Consider the following 20,336-nt stretch of genomic DNA (forward strand, 5'->3'; position numbering starts at 1 on the left):
TCTAATTCGCCTAACCAGCCCCTCTTGAACGGCTCAGCGGCGAAAATCCGTCGAAGTTCCCTGCACCCCGGCGAAAACCCGCGCCAGGCCGCTTTCAGCGGTCTCGAAGCGCTTCGCCGCGACCCGGCCTTCCGCCGGGCCTGAAACGGAAATTTCGTATTCATTTCCGCGTGTTACCGCATCCACATCGGCGAATGCGATGACCCGCTTGCGGGCGGGCGACCAAGCGCAACTGGTGACCCGTCCGACCGGCTTGCCCTCATAGAAAACAGCCGCGCCGGCCATGGATTGCTCATCATCGACGGTCAGGGAGATCAGCCGCCGCCGGGGCTTGCCGGCCATATGGCTCAGGGCGCGGCGGCCATTGAACCAGCCGCGATCAAGCGGCGCGAGATGCGCAAGGCCCAGCTCTTCCGGGGTGCGCGGACTGGCGCCCGCCTTGCCGGCCGGGGTGAAATCGACGCCCGGGCGCGGGGCGCCAGCTTCCAGCCGCAAGATCTCCAGCGCGTCGAGGCCGATCGGCGCGCCGGCGCTGCGGCGGATGATCCGCTCCCAGATGGTCAGCGCTTCTTCCTTCGGAAAGATCAGCTCGACCCCCGGCATCGAGCCGAACTGGATCGGCCGGGCTGCGGTTTCAACCCCGCGCAACACGCCCGACGCCGCCATGGTCTCGCTCACCGATTTCAATCCCGCCGCCGACAACACGCCGGCGGTTTGCGGTCCGAACACGCCGAGCGCGGCGACCTGTCCGGAAATATCGTCAGCGCCCACATCCATGCCGCGCGCGGCGAGCGCGATATGGCGCGCATGAGGCGTCGGCAAGGTCAGCAGAAAAAGATCGTCCGACAAACGCGAGACTTCCGCCAGATCGATGACGAAACCCTGATCGTTGAGCATCAGCCCGCGCGCGCTCTCCCCCACATGCAGCGCAATCGCCGGCGCCGTGGTCAGGCGCCCGAGAAATTCCGCCGCTTCGCGCCCGCGCACTGCATAGCGCGCCATCGGCCCCAGATCGGCGAGCGCGGCGGCGCTTTTGGCGGCCTCATATTCTCCGGTTACGGAAGAATAAACCTTTGCGGCCGTCCAGCCATTGACCGAGGTCCACAGATTGGCCTCGCTGACCGAGGCGACGGCGGCGAAAAGCGGCGTCGGGCGCGGCGCATCGGCGAAGAAGTCTTCTGCGGGAAAAATCATGCCGCCCCCTTCTTAAAGGCGCGCAGCGCCGCTTTTGCAGCAGCGCGGCCGGAGGCGCAGCAAAGGCCCGCGCCGATCTGCGCTTCGGGCCCGCAGAAATAAAAGCCGTTAATATCGCCGGAACCGGTCACGGCGGAGGCCAGCGCCCATTGCCGCACCATGTCGGGCTTGGCCGCGTAGGCGGACGGGCTTGCCTTGGCGGCGGCGGCCTCATCACAGGCGAGACGCAAATCATCCGCCTCGATGCGGCCGGAAAATCCGGCGGCGAACATTTCGATGGAATCGAGAATGGCGGAGCGGATCGCTTCGCGCCGCTCGGCGCCCGGCTCGGCGTCAAATGGCAGGGGATGCGCCATCACCGAAATCACCTGCCGCTTGTCGAGAGCTGCGCCCTCATCAAGCGCGGTCGGGAAAATCGCCTCAACGATCAGCCTTTCGGGAATACGGCCGGCGCGCGCATCATTGAACGCCTTGGCGAGGGCTTCGGGCGAGGGCGCATAGACCAGCCGGCGCATCATGTTCCGCCGCGTCGCCTCATCCTGCGCGACGCCCTTCAGGACGATTTGCATACGCGCGCTGGCGACCTCGGGACGGCGCGCGGTCAGCGCCCGCTGCAAGCCGATATCGATCATCTGCACGCCGATCATCTTCAGATAAGCCTGCTCCGCATCGATCGCCGCAATCACCAAAGGCGCGCGCAATTGCCCGCCATCAAGCAAGGTGACGCCGCCGACCCGGTCGCCCTCGATCAGGATCGACTTCACCGGCGTCGCCGCGCGCACATCGACTTTCGCGCTTTGCGCGGCCCGGCGCAGGGCGGCAATCACCGAGACGGCGCCGCCTTTGGGATAGGCCGCCGCCCCTTGCAGGCCAGCAGCCTCTCCCGCATAGCGGCGCAGCAAAGACAGGAAACTGAACGGCTCATTTGGCGGCGCGGCGCTGCGGAAAGCAGTCTCCGCCAACAACAAGGTGCGCAGCGGACCATCGCCGAAACGCCCGCGCAAAATATCATCGGCATTGGCGAGGAGATATTGGCGCAGGCGCGCCGCCAGTTCCGGCGGCGCAGACGTCAGCGCTTTTTCAAGCGCGCGCTGGGCATTGCCCTCGCCGCCGGGAAAGGCCAGCGGCTTGAACGCCGGGCGCAGATAGGCCGACATTTCCAGCACATCCGCCATAAAGGCCTCAAGCGCTTCACGGTCGCCATCATCATCAAGCGACATCAGCGCGGCCTGGGTCAGATCGCCGTCAAAGCGCAACACGCCGCCACTTTCGAAAAAATACGTCGTGTCGAGTCGGCGCGCCGCGAATTCAAGTCCATGGCGGTAGAGATCAAGCTCCGCGATGACATCGGGATCGAGCTGGGTGATGAGATGCTCGCCATCGACGCCTTCAACGCCCGGCGCAATTTCACGCGCGCCGATGCGGCCGCCGATTTCCGGCCCCGCCCCGACCAGCACCGTGTGCAGTCCGGCCCGGCCGAGATAGGCGGCGGCGGCGAGACCGTCTGCGCCGGCGCCGATGACGATGGCGTCAATGCCGCCTTCAATCCGGTGCGCGCTGGCGCTTTGCTTTTCGCCTTCGTCCTGATCGCCGACTGGATTTGTTTTCGGATCACTCATCGCCGGCCATCACCTGATCAATGAGTTTCACCGCAGCGCTGATTGCGTCATGGCGGCGCGGTTGGACCACAATGCGGTCGCAGGCGCCGAAGGGCGATGGGCCCGCAGGCGAAACAGACACTTCCGCTTCAGAGCGGCGGATGTGGCTTGCAAAACCCGGCATCCTGCTGGCCAGTCTTTCCTTGATGATCGATGCAACCGCTTGGCGGTCCTGTCCGGTCCAGCCGCGCCATTCGCCATCTTCAAAAAACGCCGCCGGCAAATAAGACGAGCGCGCGATCAGCTCGCCATTCGGCGCGAATTCAAATTCCACCGGCATGTTGTCGTAAAGCCTGCCTTCAATCGCCGCATCGCGGGCGTTCTGCATATCATCGGCGCTATCGAGGATCTGATACAGCGCCTTTTGGTCGCCGCCCGGCGGCTCAATCCCGTCCGCCAGCCGGAAGCGCATGGAAAACGCCGCATGCGCCGCCTGTCCGAGCCCGGCCTTGCCCGCGCTGGCGCCGGCTTTCGCCGCGCCGTCCGGGGTGGCGAAGAAAATGTGCCGCACCTTCGCCTTGTCGTCATTAGCGAAAGTGACTGTCGCATGCTTGCCGCCCGCCGGCGCAATCGACGCGATCTTTTCCGAGGTGAACTCCACGCCCGCATCCTGACACACGCGTTCCAGCACCGCCCGCAGGGACGGTCCGTCTTTCGGCGTGCGCACGCGCCAGGCGTCTGCATCGAAAAATTCAGACAGCGCCGCAGCGGACCCTGCCGTGCGCGGTCCCTCGCCCGCCAGCGCCAGCGCATGGGCCGCCACATGGGCCTTTAATTGCGGGTCGGAAAAATAATCATCCAGGAGGTCCGCACACGGACCGAACAGCCTTCCCGCCTTGTCGAGCAATTGCGGGTCGGCGAGCAGCGCGGCGAATTGGCGCCCGTTCGGCGTCGCCGCCTGAAACACCGTATTGGTCAGGTAATTGCTCTCCGCCAGCGCCGCAATGTCTTCGAGAAAGTCGCGCCAAAGGGCGTGATCGCCGCTGTCAGAGGCTTCAATCGCGTCTGTAGTTTCGCGCGCGCCCGCAAAGCTCTTCACCGGATCGCCATCCCTGAGCAAGGTCACCCGGGCGCTCACCGGCTCCAGCGTCAGATCATAATCCTGCAAATCGAGCCGGCGCCAGACGAAATTCGGCACCGCCGGGGTCGCCGCCGGAGAGCGCTTTTTGCGCTCGGCCGGCCGGTAAACCGCAATGCGTGCGCCCGCCTTCGCCGCGGCGCCGGCCGCCGCAAGGCTTGCTTCGTCATCACCGACGACCAGAAAATCGAATTGCCCGTTCATGCTCCGCGCAGTCTACCCCGTCTTCGTCCGCCCATTTACTATTGGCGGGCGCGCCGTTCGCCGACAATCTTGGTAAACAGCTCGGCGGTCTGCGCTTCCAATAGCAGCAAGTTTTGTTCCGCCGCATCTATGGAGCGTTCTCCGCATACGGACGCCATTCTGACGCACAAGGCCTCCCCTGCCTTTTCTGGCGAAAACACGCCGCCGGTCGCCGCCCGGCTGGCCTGCAACGCCGCTTCAAATATGCGCTGCGCAGCCAATAACATATCCGCATCTTTCTGCGCCAGTTCGCCGGTTTTCGCAAACCAGGCGAGCGCCTCCGCCATGGCGCGCGGCGCCCTCGCACCTGACTTTAAGGTTAAGAACTGACAGATAAAGGCGATATCCGTCAGACCGCCGATAATATTCTTCACGTCCCATGGTCCGGCGCCGGGTTTGGCCTCATCAAGGCGCATTCGCATATTCGCAACATCCTGAGCCAACTCGCCGGGATCGCGCGGACGGGAGAGAATTGTCTCAATCTCGGTCGACACCGCATCCGCAAGCGGGCCCGCCGGACCAATCACCCGCGCCTTGACCAGCGCCATCGCCTCCCAGGTCCACGCTTCCTCAGCATAGTAACGCTGAAATGCGGCGAGACTGACCGCCGCCGGCCCGGCTTTCCCCGATGGCCGCAACTGCATATCGACCTCGTAAAGCGCGCCTTCCTCGGTCGCCGCCGACAGCGCCGTCACCGCGCGGCGCACCAGCCGGGTGAAATAGTCGACAGCCCCCAAGGGCCGGGCGCCATCCGACTGCGCCTCCATCGACGCGTCATAGATGAACATCAAATCGATGTCAGAAGTCGCGGTCATTTCCTGCGCGCCGAGACGGCCGAGCCCGACCACCACAAAGTCGCCATCGACCGCGCCATGCTGGGCGCGCATTTCCGCAATCGCCGCGTCCACCAGCGCGCGGATCGAGGCGTCGGCGATGGCGGTGAAATGGCGCGCCGCCAGATCATGCGCCAGCAGTCCGACCGCCAATTGCGCCGTCACCTGAAATTGCTGCTCGCTGGCCCAGCGGCGCACAGCATTGAGCGCTCCTTCATAATCGGGCGCGGCGGCGACGGCTGCCCGGCATGCGGGCTCATAGCTTTCCAAGGGCGGCGGCGGTTCGGACCAGCGATTATCGAGCACGCGCTCGACCAGGTTTATGTGCTTTGAAAATTCGCGGCCGAGATAAGGCGAGATCGTCATGATGCGGATCAGCGCATCGAAGATGTCGAGATTGTTGAGCAGCAGCGAGAAAACCTGCACCCCGGCGGGCAAGCGCGCGAGAAACCGTTCAAACGCAAAGAACGCCTCGTCGGGCTCGCTGGCTTGCGCCAGCGCCTCAAGCAAGGGCGGCACCAGCTTGGTGAGCAGCCCGCGGGCGCGTTCGGTGCGGGTCGCACGCAAACCGCCCTTGTGCCAATGCATGATCGCGGCGCTGACTTCCGCGCCGCGCTTGAACCCAAGCTTGTCGAGGGTTTCAACAGTTGCGGGATGCGGCTCGACGCCGGTGAACACCATGGGCCCGAGGCGCGATTCGGGAACATCAGCGGTTTCAAACAACCCGTCATAGCGCTCGCCGACGCATTCAAAAGTCGCCAGCAATTTTTTGCGGAAGGCGTCCGTGTTTTGCGCGCCGGAAAAAATCGCCACCCGTTCGATGTCTTCCGGAGCTTGCGGCACACGGTGGGTCTGCTCGTCATTCACCATTTGCAGGCGATGCTCGACATGGCGCAAATAGCGATAGGCGGCGCTCATCTCATCGCGGTCCGCTTCCGTAATGGCGCCCGCCGCCGCCAAGGCCGCCAGCGCATCCAGCGTCGCATATAATCGCAGCGCCGGGTTCTTGCCGCCGAGAATGAGCTGCTGGGTCTGCGCGTAGAATTCGATTTCGCGAATGCCGCCATGGCCGAGCTTGACGTCATGACCTTCAAAAGCGATCTCGCCGCCGCCCTTGGCGGAATGCATCTGGCGCTTCACCGCATGCACGTCTTCAATCGCCGCATAGTCGAGAAATTTGCGCCAGATAAACGGCCGCAGGGTTTTCAGAAAGGTCTCGCCCAATTCCACATCGCCGGCGCAGGGACGCGCCTTGATGAAGGCCATACGCTCCCAGTTCTGACCGAAGGCTTCGTAATATCCTTCCGCCGACGTGACAGAGAGCGCCAGCGCCGTCACGCCGGGATCGGGACGCAAGCGCAGATCCGTACGAAACACATAACCGTCCGCGGTCTGCATCTGCATCATATTGACCACATCGCGGGTGACCGCGACGGCGTGTTTTTGCGCGTCATAGCGATCGGCGATTTGCATCCGCTCGCTATCGAACAAAACAACGAGATCAATATCGCTGGAATAGTTGAGCTCGAAGGCGCCATGCTTGCCCATGGCGAGGAACACAATCCCGTCGCTTGTCTCCAGCTTCGAGCGTCCGATCGCGGCGGCCAGCGCGCCCTTCAAGGACGCATCCGCAAAACGTGACAAGGCGTTCGTCGTCTCCATCACATCCCAAGCGCCGCCAATATCGGCAAGCGCGATCAACAAGGCCGCATCCTGCTTCGCCTCGCGCAGCGCCTTCATCTGCGCGTCCATGTCGCTATGGGCGGTTATCGTTTCGGCGGCGGCGAGTATCGACTCGAGGGTTTTTTCGGGCGGCGCGGCGAACATTGCGGCGAGCCCGTCAGCCCGGCGCAAGGCGAGCCGGCGCAGATAAGGCGAACATCCCGCAACGCCCTTTAACAGCGCGCGCGCCGCTTCGGGAAAGTCGGCAAGCGCCGCGCCAAAGGCATCAACAAACCGCGCCGACGCCTCCCCGTCATAGATCGCCGGCGCGCTCACAAGGCGCGCGGCGAGACTGTGATCGTCTGAGACGTTGTTCATAAGCCTTCAAATGACACTGGCGCGGCGATGAAATCCAGCAAAAAACCCAACTAAATACGCTAGCGCGTCAACACCCCGCAGCCTCTTTCAAGGCGGCGGAAGGGCGGAAGCGCAAAGACTTTGACGCCTTGATCGCAATCTCTTCGCCGGTGCGCGGATTACGCCCCTTGCGCGCGGCGCGCTTGGAGATGGTGAACGTGCCGAATGTGCCAATCGTATATTTGCCGTCCTTGCGGGCGCGCTTCAATCCGTTTTCAATTTCGCCAAAGACAAGTTCGATCATGCGTTTTGCTTCCGCATTGGAAAGCCCGCCCGCTTCGGCGACATTGGCGATGAACTCCGTTTTGCTCATATATCTCGTCCTTTCATGCGCGGCGCATTTGCACGCGGCGCAATGGTGATTTGTGATCTGTACTGGAACGCCATTTGTTTTATGGAAAGTTGCGCCGCGCGCGCAAGCGGAAACAAACCCGCCTCAAACAGATGGCGAAAACGTCATCACAATGCCGAGGCCGAAACCGTCATCATCGGCGTGTTTGAGCCCGTCGGTCAGCTCCAGCTTGGCGCCATGGGCGCGCGCAATCGCCGAGACCAGCGAAAGCCCCAGTCCCGAGCCCGGCGTTGAGCGGCTCGCCTCCAGCCGCACAAAGCGTTCAAAGATGCGCTCTCGATCTTCCGGCGCGACGCCCGGCCCGTCATCGGCGACGGAAAGCACCGCGCCGCCATTTTTCGTCGGCGCCACTTTCAGTTCGATATGGGCGCCGCCTTCCGCATATTTCAGCGCATTGTCGAGGAAGTTCGCCACTGCCTGACTGACCAGCTCGCGCGAGCCTTTCACCGGCGGGGTCGGCGCCGTGATCAGCGTGAATTCAAAGCCCGCATCCTGCGCCGCCGGCTCGTAAAGCTCCGCCATTTCTTCGGCGATGGCGACAATATCAATCGGCTTCATCGCCCCGGCGCCTTCGCCGGATTGAATGCGCGCAATGGAAAGCAGCGCGTTAAACGTCGCCAGCAGCTTTTCGGAATCATCAATGGTGGCGCGCAGCGCCGCATCCTTCGCGTCGCCATCGCCCTCCAGCGCATTGGTGAGGCGGTTGCGAATGCGGGTGAGCGGCGAGCGCAGATCATGGGCGATATTGTCGGAGACATCGCGCATGCCGGCCATCAGCCGTTCAATCTGATCGAGCATGGAGTTAAGATTGGCGCCCAGATCGTCAAGCTCGTCGCCGGCGCCGGTCATTGGCACGCGCTGGGAAAGGTCGCCGCCGCGGATCGCCCGCGCGGTGCGGTTCACGGTCTCCACCCGGCGCAACAAGGTGCGCGAGAACAACAACCCGATGACCACGCCAAGCGCCACCGTCACCAGCGCGGCGCGCGTGATCACCGCCTGGGTCCGGCTGCGCAGATATTCCCGGCTCGCCACATCGCGCGCGACAACCACCAGAAAGGATTGCTCCGCCTCCGGCGAGGCGCGAAAGCGCATCATCTTGCCGCGCGCTTCGCGTTGTTGAATGCCGATCTCGCGGCCCGCCGCATCCACCAGCGGTTTTTCAAATTTGAAATCGAAGAAATCGCCCTCGGCCTGCAGGGCTTCCGGCGGCAGCGCGGTGAGATTGCCCGCCAGCACCGCCCCCGACGGCGCGCCGATCAGCATATAGATCGCATCATCAGACCAGGCTGTGCGCTGGCGGATGACGCGGGTGAGCATGCCCGACCCGCTGGTCGAGAACAGATCGGCGAGCACGCTGATTTCGGTGTCGATAACGCTGTCGGTCTGCTTCGCCGCATCGCCGAATGTCGCCGAATAAAGATAGGCGCCCAGCAGCGCCACCGCCCCGGCGAAAAACACGACATAGATCAGCGTGAAGCGGAACGATGTCGTGCGGAGAATGCGAAGCATGAAATGCCTATTCGGCGTCGGAGAGCCGGTAGCCCGCACCGCGGATGGTTTTCAGGAGCGGCTTGTCAAAATCCTTGTCGATCTTGGCGCGCAGTCGGGAGATGTGCACATCAATGACATTGGTCTGCGGATCGAAATGATATTCCCAGACATTTTCGAGCAGCATGGTGCGCGTCACCACCTGGCCCGCATGGCGCATCAAATATTCCAGCAGGCGGAATTCGCGCGGCTGCAAATCGATCTTGCGTTCGGCCCGGCGCACGGTGCGCGTCAAAACGTCGAGCTCAAGATCGCCGACCTTGAACCGCGTCGTCACTTCCGTCGGACCGGAACGCCGCCGTCCCAGCGCTTCAATGCGCGCCAGCAATTCGGAAAACGCATAGGGTTTGACGAGATAATCGTCGCCGCCAGCCTTCAGGCCGGACACGCGGTCATCAACCTCGCCCAGGGCCGAAAGGAACAATGCCGGAGTTTCGTCGCCATCGTCGCGGCGATTGGAAAGCAGCGACAGCCCGTCCATTTTCGGCAGCATACGGTCGATCACATAGGCGTCGTAACCGCCCGAGGACGCCATATTATGCCCGGCCTCGCCGTCCAGCGCATGATCGACCACATGGCCGGCCTCGCGCAGGCCCTTGGCCACATAGGCCGCCGCTTCCGCATCATCTTCAACCAAAAGGATCTGCATAGGGACACCTTAGCCGAAATTGTTCGATCTGTACAAAAACTTGCGCCCGCGATTCGGCCGTTCCAGCCGGGCTCGCGGGCGCGAAAAAGCGTGGAAAACGCCTATTTCTTGTCGAGCGACAAGGCGCCGAACTGGCGATTGGCGCCATATTGCATGCGCAACAGCACCGCGTCCTTGCCGGACTTTTTGGCGTTGTCGATCTTGCCGCGCAAATCGTCGCCGGAGCGGACGGACTGGCCGTCAACCTGGAGGATCACGACGCCGGGCTGAAGCCCCGCATCTTCCGCCGGGCTGCCCGGACGCACCGCCGTCACGATCACGCCGTCCACATCATCAGGCACGCGGAACTGCTGACGCAGCGCCGGGTCCAGATTTGAAACCCGCACGCCCACATTGGCGGCGAGGCTGTCATTGTCATTGGACGGAACATCGTTTTCAGCAACCTGCGTATCTTCGTCACGCTGACCGAGCGTCACCTTGACGTTGCGGATCTTGCCGTCGCGCTGCACGCGCAAATCAATTTTCTTGCCCGGCGCATAGGAGGCGACCCGGCGCGACAATTCATTCGCAGACTGAACATCTTCCCCGGCGATGCCGAGAATGACGTCGCCGTCTTCAAGACCGGCCTTCTGCGCCGGCGTGCCATCAATCACGTCAGCGACAAGCACGCCGCCTTTTTCTTTCAGACCGATCGCCGCGGCGATTTCGGTCGTCACTTCCTGTAGCTGAATGCCGAGCCAGCCGCGCGTGACCGATCCGTTTTCAATAAGCTGCGCCACGGTTTCCTTGGCGACGCGGGCGGGGATCGCGAAACCAATGCCGACGCTGCCGCCATTGGGTGAAAAGATCGCCGTATTGACGCCGACAACGCGGCCCTTGAGGTCAAAAGTCGGACCGCCGGAATTGCCGCGATTGATCGGCGCGTCAATCTGGATGAAATCGAGATACTGGTTTTCGCGGTTCTGCCCGCCAATCGCCGAGACGATGCCGCTGGTCACGGTGCCGCCAAGGCCGAAGGGATTGCCCACCGCAACGACCCAGTCGCCAACGCGCAAATTCACATCATCAGCGAATTCAACATAAGGCTGGCCGGATTGCGGCGCGACTTTCAGCACGGCGAGATCGGTCAGCGGATCGACGCCGACGACCTTTGCATCCACCTCTTCGCCATTGGCGAGGCGGACTTTCACTTTGTCTGCGTCTTCGACCACATGATTGTTGGTGACCACATGGCCTTCGAGATCGATGAAGAAGCCCGATCCCTGCGCTTCCATGCGGCGCACGCCATTGTCGAACTGGTCCGGTGCCGGCGCTTCATTGGGATTGCCGAAGCGGAACTGGAACAGGCCCTCAAGCTCGGAAGGAACATTGGGGCGGGCTTCCACTTCGCGCTCGACGAGAACGCTGACCACGGCGGGGCTGACCCGCTCCACGAGATCGGCGAAAGACAGTGTGCCGTCAGCGGCGAGTGGCGGCGCCATCAGGCGCGGCGCTTGTGCTTGCGCGCCGGAAAAACCGAAACTGGCGGCGGTCAAGGCGGTCGCGGCGATGCTTGCAGCCGCGATTGCGGCGAGACGGGATTTGGATTTGGTCTTGTACTGTATCGACAACTTCATGTTCCTTCTCTGCCTTCAGAATCGAAAGCGCCCCTACGATCGACCATAATGTAATTAAGTATGGCGAGACCTAAGCAAAAGCGCCCAGCCCGCATTAAAATTTGTTAAATCTATGAAACGATTCGGGAATTTACGGTGACGCCCTCGGTGAGCATGCGGTGAACCGGGCATTTGTCGGCGATTTCAAGGAGCCGCGCCCGCTGGGCCTCATCCAGCTCGCCTTCCAGCCTGACCTCCTTTTCAAGCACTTTGGGCGCGTGGGAGTCCTGTGACGGCGCGCGGCGGATGCGCACTTCAACGCGCTGCACATCCCATTTCTTGCGGCGCGCATACATGCGGATGGTCATGGCGCCGCAAGCAGCGAGCGCGCCTTCGGCGGCATGGGTCGGGGTCGGCCCGAGATTATGCCCGCCCTCTTCTATCCCCGCATCGAGCACCATCGGGTGGCCATCGACTGAAAGCGCAACGGCGAAGGGCTCTCCGGGCATGTTCTCGCCCAGCGCGCCGCCCAGAAATTCCGGCGCCGTGTAAGACGCCGCCGCGCCCGTCATTGCACCCGTCGGCGCGCGGTCTTTCACCGGCGCGCCAATATAGCGCCCGGCCCAGGCGGCCAGAACATTCGCCGCATAACGCGCATCTTCGGTTTTCGACAGCAGATGATCAGCGCTGTCGAGGCTGACAAAACTTTTCGGATGTTTCGCGGCGGTGAAAATCTTCGTGGCGTTGTCGATGCCGACGGTTTCATCCAGCGGCGCATGCATGACGAGCAGCGGTTTTTTAAGTTTGCCCGCGCAGGTCAGCACATCCTGATTGGCGAGATCGTCGAGAAACTGTTTCTTGATGGTGAAGGGCCGCCCTGCAAGCTTTACCGTCGCTATGCCCTTGGCTTCGATCTCGGCGCGGCTGTCGCCGATCTGCAATGCCACATGATCGGCTTCCGCCGGGGCGCCGATCACGGCGACGCCTTTCACTTCGGGAATGCGCGAGGCCGCGACGATCGCCGCCGCGCCGCCCAGCGAATGGCCGATAATGATCGACGGCGCCTCATAGGTCTCGCGCAGAAAGTCCGCCGCAGCGACCAGGTCGTCCACATTGGAGGAGAAATTGGTGTTGGCGAAATCGCCTTCCGACGCGCCGAGCCCGGTGAAGTCGAAGCGCATCACCGCGAAGCCTTCAGCCCGCAGCGCCTTGGCGATTTCACGCGCGGCCTTGATGTCCTTGGTGCAGGAAAAGCAATGGGCGAACAGCGCATAGGCATGCGGGCGCGAGGGCAGTTCCAGCGCCGCGGCGAGCGTCTCCCCGGCGGCGGATTTGAATTCGGTTTTTCTGGTTTCTCCGGTCATCAGCGTGATCCTTCCTGCGCCCGCTTCGCGGTCTGTCGCTCGTAGAACCGCCCGGCCGGACTCATCTATATGGCCGCCGAAGAGGTAGCCCTAAACCGTCACCGCCGCAGCCGCAGCGCGATCACGGATCAGGCCCAGCTCATCACTTTTCAGCAAGGGCGTGACCACATCCAGCGTCTGTTCCAGCAGGCGTCGTGCGGCGGCCCGTTCCGCGCCTTCCGCGGCGCGAATTTCCGCCACCAGATCATTGGCGTAGGTGCGCGCCTTGTCGGACGCCTCTTCGAGCACGCTCTGGACAAGACCGGGATCAGCGCCGAGACGGCGCGCTTCCGCCGGGGCCGCATTGAGCAGCTCCACCGCGCCGCGCGCATCATCGATGATCTCCGGCGCCAGCGCTTTGGAAATGTCGGGGCGCGGCGACACCAGCCGGCTCGACGCGCCCGCATGGCGCACCGGCAAGGATGCGCGAAGCGCCGCAAAAGCCTGTTCGACAAAACGCGCATGGGCCTCGCCGGCGACGTCGCGGCATGCCTCGATGCGGTTCAGAAATACATTATCGCCGGCGCGCGCCGCCTGCCGCGACAGGCCTTCCGCATAATCGGTGAACCAGGAGAGCCGCGCCGTCGCCGTGCGCGCATCAAGCTCATTCACGCCCGCGCGCTCCAGCGCCCGCGCCATGCCCTCAAGGTCTTCAAACAGGCTTTCCGGCAGCGCCATCACGGTTTCGCGCGCCGGCGTCAGCCGTTCGTCCGCGCTTTGCGCAAGATGGTAGTAAACGCCGAGCGCGCGCCAAGGCGCCTCGAGCCGGCCCTTCAGCGCCAGCAACAAATAGGCGCCGGCGGAAGGTGATTGTTCATAAGCGCTCAAAAACAATTGGCGCAGATCATAAAGCTGTTCTTCGGTGAGCGCCGGCGAAGAAGACGGCGCGACAACGCGCAGGGTGCGCAAGGCTTCGGCGCAATCCATCAGTATGCGGATTTCTTCAAGGTCGCCAAGCGCGCCCTCGCCGCCGAGATCTTCTATCAGACCGGCGCGCGCGACTTCGCTTTCCTTGATCCGGTCGCCAAGCCGGGCGAGCCCGGTCTCCGCCGCGCCGAACATGGCGCGCTCCAGCGCCTTCACATCTTCGCCGGTTTTTTTCCCGGCGGCGTAAGCGTCATCAAGCGCGGCGGCCGCCATGGCGGTTTCGGTCAGCGCCGGGTCGGTCATCATCATCCGCCAGATCGGGTTCAGCGAAGTCCGCGCGATCTGCGCCCGGCGCTTGCGGCCGGCCCTGACGGTGACGAAGAAATCGTCGAACGGATCGAAAAAGGTCCGCTTGGCGCTGAGCGGCCGGGCCAGCGGGACGCCGCGCTCCACGAGACGGCTGCGCAAATCGTCGAGAATGGCGTCATGGGGAATGCCTTTTCCCCCAGCGGCGCGGTCCATCTCAAGCGCAGAAAACAGCTTCAGCGCGACCGCCACCGGCAGCTCGCCCAAAAACGCAGCAAGGCGCTCTCTTTTACGTGGAGAAAGGGTCATGACGCTTGGTTCTGGTCCTGCCGGTGATCGTCTCGAAGATCGTCCTCAGTCGTACGGTCTCATGGTCGCGCGGTCAAACCGCCGCCAAACTTTTTGCGCGCCAGCGCGCTTACGCCCCGGCGAAATCCTTGCGGGTTTTCTCCGCGCCCTTCCAGCTCTTGACGAACTCTTCGAGCTCTTTGTCGCCGCCATCAGGCAGGACGATTTTCAGTTTCACATATTGATCGCCCGCGCCGCCGGTTTTCTTTGGCGCGCCGCGCCCCTTCAACCGCAACACCGTGCCCGAGCTCGAATATTTCGGCACATTGACGGACACATCGCCGGCGATGGTCGGCGCGGTGATCTTGCCGCCAAGCACCGCTTCGCGCAGCGTGATCGGCACGTCGATATGAATGTCGTCGCCCTTGCGCTCGAACAGAAGATGCGGCTTGACCTTCACTTCCACATACACATCGCCCGCGCCGCCGGCGCCGCGTTCGCCCTGTCCCTTAAGGCGCAGGGTCTGGCCGTCTTCAAGCCCGGCGGGAATCGACAGGTCGAGGGTTTTGCCGTCGGGCATGGTGACGCGTTTCTTGGCGCCGTTCAGCGCATCGAGAAACTCCACTTCCAGCCGGTAGCGGGTGTCGCGGCCGCGCATCTGACCGGCCGCGCCGGCGCGCGCCTGACGGGCGCCGAAAATGTCGGAAAAGATGTCGGACAAATCTTCAAAGGACGCACCCGCGCCGGGTCCGCCGCCGGGACCATGGGGGCCGCCCGCATAGCCGCCCTGACCGCGCCCGGCCGCCGCCTCGCGCTGGGTCCATTGATGGAACGGGTTGGGGCGTTCGCGGCCGTCATCGTCGATCTCGCCGCGATCATATTTCTTGCGCCGCTCTGAATCGCCGAGAATGTCGAACGCGCCGGAGATTTCCTTGAACTTCTCCTCGGACTTCTTGTCGTCGGGATTGCGGTCCGGATGGTACTTTTTGGCGAGCTGGCGGAAGGCGGCGCGGATTTCAGAATCCGTGGCCTTCGGGCTCAAGCCCAGCACTATGTAAGGGTTCCGCGCCACTGCCGGTTAAATCCTTGTTAAGCCTTGCTCTATGGGCGCAATCCGCCCGCAGGCATAGAGATAAGTGATTTTCCCCCGAAATGAAGAGTTTAGGGTTAATTTTGGGCGCGGAATTGGAGCGGACGGGGGATTTGCGAGGCTGTTCCGGTTTGACTGACGCCACGCCAATGGCCATGCTCGGGCCATATGCATAAGTGGAAAGCCTGACGCAGGGGAGACGATGGGGAGGGATGATGACCCGCTTGCGATCTTTCCTGTTGATTTTTGCATGGGCCGGTCTTGTCTGGATGGTCTTCCATGAAGCCAATGAAGGAAAAATCTCCGACAATTTCATTATTGATCTCACTTACAATGCCACGGCAATTTTAATTGCTGTGGCCATGGCTGCCGGCGCTGCGATTTTTGCACGTACACATCTGGGCGCCTCTTCCCTTTTAACAATTATCCTCGTGGCTGTATTGATTGTCAGCTTGGCGGCGCTGGAGGTATTCTGGCTGCGCGACTTCTTCACGCAGCCATAGCATAATACGTATCAGGCTATTCGACTTGAGGCGCCGCAATTCAGTCGCGAATATTGGTCGGCTATCCGCAATATCTCATCGCCCAAACGGTCTGCATTTTGTTCTTCCCTTGCTGCTTCCCGCGCAAGCCGCTGCGCGATCCAAAGCACGCGCCGCTTCACGTTTAAAATCATCAAGATCTAAAGCGAGATCACTACATGCGTCTTTATGCTCCAAGTCAGCATGCGGCTTGCGATAAACCGCCGTCGCCTGCGCAACCGCCTGGGCGAGGTTTGCGCCTTTAAAATGGTTTTGTTTTGGCATGGCCTGCTACTCCTTATTGGTGTGGTTGAATTAGTGTGCGATGGCGGGCGCAGCGGACGCCTCAATCCCTTCCCCCACCGCGTCGGAGATCTGCGCCACGGAGAAGGAGAGCGCCTCGCCCGGGTCCGGCGATCCGAAATCGGCGAGGATGTCGGCGGCGGCGTAAAGATAGTCCGGCGTTGAAAGCTGGGCCGTTCTTACCGGAGTTTCACCATCATAGATGGTGACGCGGTAAGCCTCGGTCAGCTCGCCAAGGGGAACCTCGCCCTCCCAGCTATCGCCGCCTTCGCGGGCGCGCCGTATCCAACTGAGGCGAATGTCTGCGCCTTGCCAGCCCGCGCGCAGATGCACCGGCGACAAGGGGACAAGCCCGCGCGCGCTCATGACGAGGCTTTCGCTGGTGAAATGCTCCGTATCGGGAAGATCGGCTTCCGGCCCGGCCTGCCAGTCAAGGGCGAGGCCGCGCGAGCTGGCGGAAAACGCGGCCTGCGTCACCGCCGCCGACAACAGGACAAAGCGCGCATCGACGCCGGCGCCGCTCAGCGCTTCAAGCTCGCTGCCCGCCTGTCCGCGCAACAGACCGGAAAGCCGCCAGGCGCCGTTTTCGAGCAGCGCCGCATCCTGAAACTGACAGACCTCCCAGCCGCCGCCATCGGCCATGACCGCGAAGGCGTTGGCCCCGGCGAACAAGTCTTCCTGCGCCTTTGACGACAGCGATCCATAGGAAAGCCGCACCTCGACGCTGCGCCAGATGCGCCGCCCGGCGCCGGCGGGCGGCAAGGCGCTTTCCAGCCGGCCCATCACTGCGCGCGCGGGCGCCAGACCGGCAAGCGACGGCGCGCCGCCGGCGCTCTTATACAAGGCGACGCCGCCGGGCCACGGATCGGAAAAGACGGCGAACCAGGGCGCCGCCGGGTCCTGCCCCTCGCGGATCAAGGGCAGGTCCATCAAGGCCCAGACCGGCGCGGCGAACACCGCCACCTCGCCCGGCGCCGCAAAGCCCGCCCCCGCCGCTGGCGCGTCATAAACCGGCGGCGCAACCCGCACCAAAGCGCAATCGCGGGCAAGCCCGTCATCAATCTCGGTGATGCGATAGCGCCGCTCGGCGCCGAGATCACTGAGAATGATCGCATCGCCGGGCTCCAGCGCCAGCGCCGATGGCGGCAGGGAAAACGCCAATGTCTCGCGCATCACCCACGCATCGGCGAGGATAGAGCGCGCCCGCGCTTCGGCCTCCGCCGCTGGGATGACCGCCGCAATATCGGCGCCCGCCTGACGGTGCGGCCGCGCGCCGGGGTCGCGCGCCTCTGCGACGGCGGCGGCGAAATCCGCCTGCTCATCGAAGAAACCGAGCCGGAAGGCGGCGGGCGAATCCGTTTCCTGACCGAGTGACAGGGAAAACGCGCCCTCGCCGCGCTCGGTCAGCGCGCCCGATGAGAGCGACAGAACCGGCTCGCCATGGCGCGGCTGAAACCGCAAGCCGCCATTCGACTCCACCACATCGAACTGAAAAACATCCGCCAGCGGATCAATCATTTCCCGCGCCGATAATGGCCGGTCAACCACATAGCCGGTAAGCACGCCCTCCAGCGCATCGCTTTCCACCGCATCAAAGCCCGCCTCGGCAGCGAGCGCGGTGACCAGCATGTCGAGCGGCGCGCGGCCAAGCCGGCCGTTGAGCCAATGGCCCTTCTCCCAATTCGCCGTATCGCCCCAGACATCGGCGCGGGCGGGAAAATCCGGAAAGGGCCGCGCATCCCATGCGTACACATAGCGCCGCGACGCCGCGACCATGGGTTCGCCATAGACCGATGACAACGGATTGTTCGACGCCTCGCCCCAATAAGCCGCCTGCGCTTCTAAGAAGCGCCGCTGCGCCATGTCATCGCGATACCCGCTGGAGAAATGGGGGATCGCGCTTTCGCTGCTTTTCGCATCAACAAAAACATTGGGCTGGTTCGCGCCCTTGTCGATGGCGGGACATCCGGTCTCGGTGAAATAAAACGGTTTCGATTGCGGAACCCACGATGTGGGCGAAGCATCGCGCACCCCGCCCGGACGATTATAATGGGCGTTCGACCACCAGTTCCTGAAATCCTTGGGCCGGAACACCCATGGCTCGCCATAGGCGCCGTCGGCGATCGGCGTTCTTGTCTGCGCCGCGCGGTCTTCATCGCTCGCATAATACCAGCCGTAATATTCGCCGCCTTCGATGTTTCCCTGAAGATAGGCGAGGTCATACTGGCTCTTGGCGCCAGCCAGCGCATCCAGATGCGCGAAACCATCGCGCCAGTCGGCGAGCGGCATGTAATTGTCGACGCCGATGAAATCGATCTCATCATCCGACCACAGATCATCGAGATGAAAGAACACATCGCCGGAGCCGTCGCCGGGCTGATGGCCGAAATATTCAGACCAGTCGGCGCCATAGGAAATCTTCACCGATGGGCCGAGAATGGCGCGCACTTCGCCCGCCAGCGCAATCATCTGCGCCACGGCCGGGTAATTGTCGGCTTCATCGCGGGTCGTGGTGATCCCGCGCAATTCCGAGCCCAACAGGAACGCATCGACCCCGCCCGCCAGCGCGCAGAGTTTCGCGTAATGCAGGATAAAGCGCCGGAACGACCATTCCGCGGGGCCGGAATAAACCACCTCCCCGCCCGCAATGGTGAAATCCGATGCGGCGGCGGTTCCGAAAAAACCGGCAATGGCGGCGCTTGCGCCCGCTGTCTGGTCCGCGCTTCCCGCATCAATGCGCCCGCGCCAGGGAAAGCCCGCCGCATCCATCAGGATGAACGGGTGAAACATCACCGCGAGGCCTTTGGCGTTGAGCGCGGCGATGGTTTCCACCACGGCGCGGTCGGCGGGCGTGCCCCCATAAGCGGCGCTGCCCTCAAGGGTCGAGATAAGATGCGCGCCGCCCCGGGTCACGCCGCCCGCTTTCCATGCGTAAGGACTTGTCTCTTTCTCGGTCAGTTCAACGCCGGGGCGCAAAGTGCAGCTTCCCGCATCGAGCGTGTCGCCAAACCATGCGGTGATCAGCGAGACATGTTCGAGCCCCGGCGCCGCATCCAACAGACTGTCGAGCGAGGCGGAAAAATCCGTCGCGCCTTTGGTGTTGTGGACATTCTCCGAAATCGTCACGCCCTCGCCCAGGGAGCGCGCCACCGGCGTCGTCCCATAGACGAACTCGCCGGAGCCGGGGATCAGCGAAATGGCGGTGAGATTGTTTTCCAGCGCCTTGGCATCAGCGGTTTTGAGGCTCTTTTCGATCTCGAAGGAAAGCTGCGGGATGCGATTGCCGAATTCTTTCAGCGGCAAATCCTCAAACACGATATAGGCGAGCCCGCGAAAGCCTGGCGCCGCATCCGCCCCTTGCGTCGCGGCGATCAGCGCGTCGGGCGTTTGCGTTTCCTCGCCTCGATAGACGCGCACATTATGGTTCGACAGATCGAACGGCTTGCCGTCGGCCCAGACCCGCCCGACCCGGTCAATCACCCCTTCGCACAATCCCACCGCGAAGGAGACCGAATAGAGATATTCCGTATAGGTTGTTTGCGCGGCGGGCCGCCCGCCCTTGCCGCCGACGCTTTCCGTCGATTGCGACGGCGTTTCCTTGAAATTCGCCGCCCAGATCAATTGCCCCGCGACGCGCGCGCGGCCATAGACGCGCAAAATGCTTGCCCCTTCCTGGCTCGCCTGCACCTGCAATGCGTCAAGGCGCGGGCCTTCGACCTTGCGCTTGCGCGGCCCGAAAATGAGGCGGTCCGCATAGCCCGCCGCATAAGACGCAGCGGTCGTCGCGACGGTGCGCGCCAGAAACGCGCCGATGCCGCCCTTGGCGGCCGCGCCGCCGGCGGTGAGTAAAAGTTGCGCCATTATCGCACTCCCGGAAATTGAAATACGCCGGCGATGCGCTCGCGCCACCAGCGGTTCATCCAGCTTTCGACCACAGCGCGGCCCGCATAGGCGTGGATGAATTGATCGGCTGACGATGCGACGCCGCAATGTTTCGCCGGACCATTGGCGGCGACGCGAAAAATGATGACGTCGCCCCCTTCGATCTCGCGGCCGGCCTTTTCGATCAGATTGCGCCGCGCGGCGGAGAGCAAGGGTTCATCCGCATGCCGCTCATTCCAGTCAGGCGTGTAAGGCGGCGGGATCTCCGGCTCCGCCCCGTAAAGCTCGCGCCAGACGCCGCGAATAAGACCGAGGCAATCGCAGCCCGCACCCTTCGCGCTCGCCTGATGCTGATAGGGCGTGCCGAGCCAGCCGCGCGCGGCGGCGATGATATCGGCGCGAGTGACAACAATCTTGTTGGATACAGATACTGGCGTCATAAAACCT

General features: G+C 63.1%; 15 protein-coding genes. 1 reads left to right on the top strand and 14 read right to left on the bottom strand.

The window, feature by feature from the left end:
- Positions 1-33: 33 nt before the first annotated feature.
- The 11 genes from AC0L8G_RS18880 to AC0L8G_RS18930 all read right to left on the bottom strand — a co-directional run bounded on the left by AC0L8G_RS18880 (position 34) and on the right by AC0L8G_RS18930 (position 15,144).
- Positions 34-1,194, bottom strand: a complete 1,161-nt coding sequence (locus tag AC0L8G_RS18880) for a glycine cleavage T C-terminal barrel domain-containing protein (protein WP_473385713.1) — start codon at positions 1,192-1,194, stop codon at positions 34-36.
- Positions 1,191-2,813 carry a phytoene desaturase family protein gene (locus AC0L8G_RS18885; protein ID WP_473385714.1) on the bottom strand — a complete coding sequence of 541 codons (1,623 nt, stop codon included), beginning with the start codon at positions 2,811-2,813 and terminating at the stop codon, positions 1,191-1,193. Before AC0L8G_RS18885 ends, AC0L8G_RS18880 begins: the two co-directional genes overlap by 4 nt.
- The gene (locus AC0L8G_RS18890; RefSeq protein ID WP_473385715.1) at positions 2,806-4,134 is read right to left on the bottom strand and encodes a hypothetical protein; all 1,329 of its coding nucleotides are present in this window, start codon (positions 4,132-4,134) and stop codon (positions 2,806-2,808) included. Before AC0L8G_RS18890 ends, AC0L8G_RS18885 begins: the two co-directional genes overlap by 8 nt.
- 38 nt (positions 4,135-4,172) lie before the next feature.
- On the bottom strand, positions 4,173-7,046 hold the full coding sequence (locus AC0L8G_RS18895) for a bifunctional [glutamine synthetase] adenylyltransferase/[glutamine synthetase]-adenylyl-L-tyrosine phosphorylase (protein WP_473385716.1): 2,874 nt from the start codon (positions 7,044-7,046) through the stop codon (positions 4,173-4,175).
- A gap of 67 nt (positions 7,047-7,113) precedes the next feature.
- On the bottom strand, positions 7,114-7,398 hold the full coding sequence (locus AC0L8G_RS18900) for an HU family DNA-binding protein (protein WP_473385718.1): 285 nt from the start codon (positions 7,396-7,398) through the stop codon (positions 7,114-7,116).
- 123 nt (positions 7,399-7,521) lie between these two features.
- Entirely contained in the window at positions 7,522-8,946 is a 1,425-nt protein-coding gene (locus AC0L8G_RS18905; RefSeq protein ID WP_473385719.1) for a sensor histidine kinase, read from the bottom strand.
- Positions 8,947-8,953: 7 nt separating this feature from the next.
- Positions 8,954-9,634 carry a response regulator transcription factor gene (locus AC0L8G_RS18910; protein WP_473385721.1) on the bottom strand — a complete coding sequence of 227 codons (681 nt, stop codon included), beginning with the start codon at positions 9,632-9,634 and terminating at the stop codon, positions 8,954-8,956.
- 101 nt (positions 9,635-9,735) lie between these two features.
- Positions 9,736-11,250 carry a Do family serine endopeptidase gene (locus AC0L8G_RS18915; protein ID WP_473385723.1) on the bottom strand — a complete coding sequence of 505 codons (1,515 nt, stop codon included), beginning with the start codon at positions 11,248-11,250 and terminating at the stop codon, positions 9,736-9,738.
- Between the two features lie 110 nt (positions 11,251-11,360).
- Complete coding sequence (locus AC0L8G_RS18920; protein ID WP_473385725.1) at positions 11,361-12,593, bottom strand: bifunctional alpha/beta hydrolase/OsmC family protein; 1,233 nt, start codon at positions 12,591-12,593, stop codon at positions 11,361-11,363.
- Positions 12,594-12,683: 90 nt separating this feature from the next.
- Positions 12,684-14,114, bottom strand: a complete 1,431-nt coding sequence (locus AC0L8G_RS18925; RefSeq protein ID WP_473385727.1) for a hypothetical protein — start codon at positions 14,112-14,114, stop codon at positions 12,684-12,686.
- A gap of 109 nt (positions 14,115-14,223) precedes the next feature.
- Entirely contained in the window at positions 14,224-15,144 is a 921-nt protein-coding gene (locus AC0L8G_RS18930; protein WP_473388913.1) for a DnaJ C-terminal domain-containing protein, read from the bottom strand.
- Positions 15,145-15,395: 251 nt separating this feature from the next.
- Here AC0L8G_RS18930 and AC0L8G_RS18935 point away from each other — a divergent pair, with 251 nt between their 5' ends.
- Positions 15,396-15,686 carry a hypothetical protein gene (locus AC0L8G_RS18935; RefSeq protein WP_473385728.1) on the top strand — a complete coding sequence of 97 codons (291 nt, stop codon included), beginning with the start codon at positions 15,396-15,398 and terminating at the stop codon, positions 15,684-15,686.
- A 75-nt stretch (positions 15,687-15,761) separates the two neighbouring features.
- Here the strand turns inward: AC0L8G_RS18935 and AC0L8G_RS18940 are convergent, their stop codons facing one another.
- The 3 genes from AC0L8G_RS18940 to AC0L8G_RS18950 are packed head-to-tail and all read right to left on the bottom strand — an operon-like array spanning position 15,762 to position 20,329.
- Complete coding sequence (locus AC0L8G_RS18940) at positions 15,762-15,989, bottom strand: hypothetical protein (RefSeq protein ID WP_473385729.1); 228 nt, start codon at positions 15,987-15,989, stop codon at positions 15,762-15,764.
- A 30-nt stretch (positions 15,990-16,019) separates the two neighbouring features.
- Entirely contained in the window at positions 16,020-19,868 is a 3,849-nt protein-coding gene (locus AC0L8G_RS18945; RefSeq protein ID WP_473385731.1) for a baseplate multidomain protein megatron, read from the bottom strand.
- Positions 19,868-20,329 carry an NlpC/P60 family protein gene (locus AC0L8G_RS18950; RefSeq protein ID WP_473385732.1) on the bottom strand — a complete coding sequence of 154 codons (462 nt, stop codon included), beginning with the start codon at positions 20,327-20,329 and terminating at the stop codon, positions 19,868-19,870. Before AC0L8G_RS18950 ends, AC0L8G_RS18945 begins: the two co-directional genes overlap by 1 nt.
- Between the last annotated feature and the right edge of the window lie 7 nt (positions 20,330-20,336).

Source organism: Hyphococcus sp. D3-15 (assembly GCF_055809375.1).

Excerpts from the sequence above, each read along its gene's own strand:
- AC0L8G_RS18880 (WP_473385713.1), bottom strand. The coding sequence starts at position 1,194 with ATGATTTTTCCCGCAGAAGACTTCTTCGCCGATGCGCCGCGCCCGACG.
- AC0L8G_RS18885 (WP_473385714.1), bottom strand. The coding sequence starts at position 2,813 with ATGAGTGATCCGAAAACAAATCCAGTCGGCGATCAGGACGAAGGCGAA.
- AC0L8G_RS18890 (WP_473385715.1), bottom strand. The coding sequence starts at position 4,134 with ATGAACGGGCAATTCGATTTTCTGGTCGTCGGTGATGACGAAGCAAGC.
- AC0L8G_RS18895 (WP_473385716.1), bottom strand. The coding sequence starts at position 7,046 with ATGAACAACGTCTCAGACGATCACAGTCTCGCCGCGCGCCTTGTGAGC.
- AC0L8G_RS18900 (WP_473385718.1), bottom strand. The coding sequence starts at position 7,398 with ATGAGCAAAACGGAGTTCATCGCCAATGTCGCCGAAGCGGGCGGGCTT.
- AC0L8G_RS18905 (WP_473385719.1), bottom strand. The coding sequence starts at position 8,946 with ATGCTTCGCATTCTCCGCACGACATCGTTCCGCTTCACGCTGATCTAT.
- AC0L8G_RS18910 (WP_473385721.1), bottom strand. The coding sequence starts at position 9,634 with ATGCAGATCCTTTTGGTTGAAGATGATGCGGAAGCGGCGGCCTATGTG.
- AC0L8G_RS18915 (WP_473385723.1), bottom strand. The coding sequence starts at position 11,250 with ATGAAGTTGTCGATACAGTACAAGACCAAATCCAAATCCCGTCTCGCC.
- AC0L8G_RS18920 (WP_473385725.1), bottom strand. The coding sequence starts at position 12,593 with ATGACCGGAGAAACCAGAAAAACCGAATTCAAATCCGCCGCCGGGGAG.
- AC0L8G_RS18925 (WP_473385727.1), bottom strand. The coding sequence starts at position 14,114 with ATGACCCTTTCTCCACGTAAAAGAGAGCGCCTTGCTGCGTTTTTGGGC.
- AC0L8G_RS18935 (WP_473385728.1), top strand. The coding sequence starts at position 15,396 with ATGATGACCCGCTTGCGATCTTTCCTGTTGATTTTTGCATGGGCCGGT.
- AC0L8G_RS18940 (WP_473385729.1), bottom strand. The coding sequence starts at position 15,989 with ATGCCAAAACAAAACCATTTTAAAGGCGCAAACCTCGCCCAGGCGGTT.
- AC0L8G_RS18945 (WP_473385731.1), bottom strand. The coding sequence starts at position 19,868 with ATGGCGCAACTTTTACTCACCGCCGGCGGCGCGGCCGCCAAGGGCGGC.
- AC0L8G_RS18950 (WP_473385732.1), bottom strand. The coding sequence starts at position 20,329 with ATGACGCCAGTATCTGTATCCAACAAGATTGTTGTCACTCGCGCCGAT.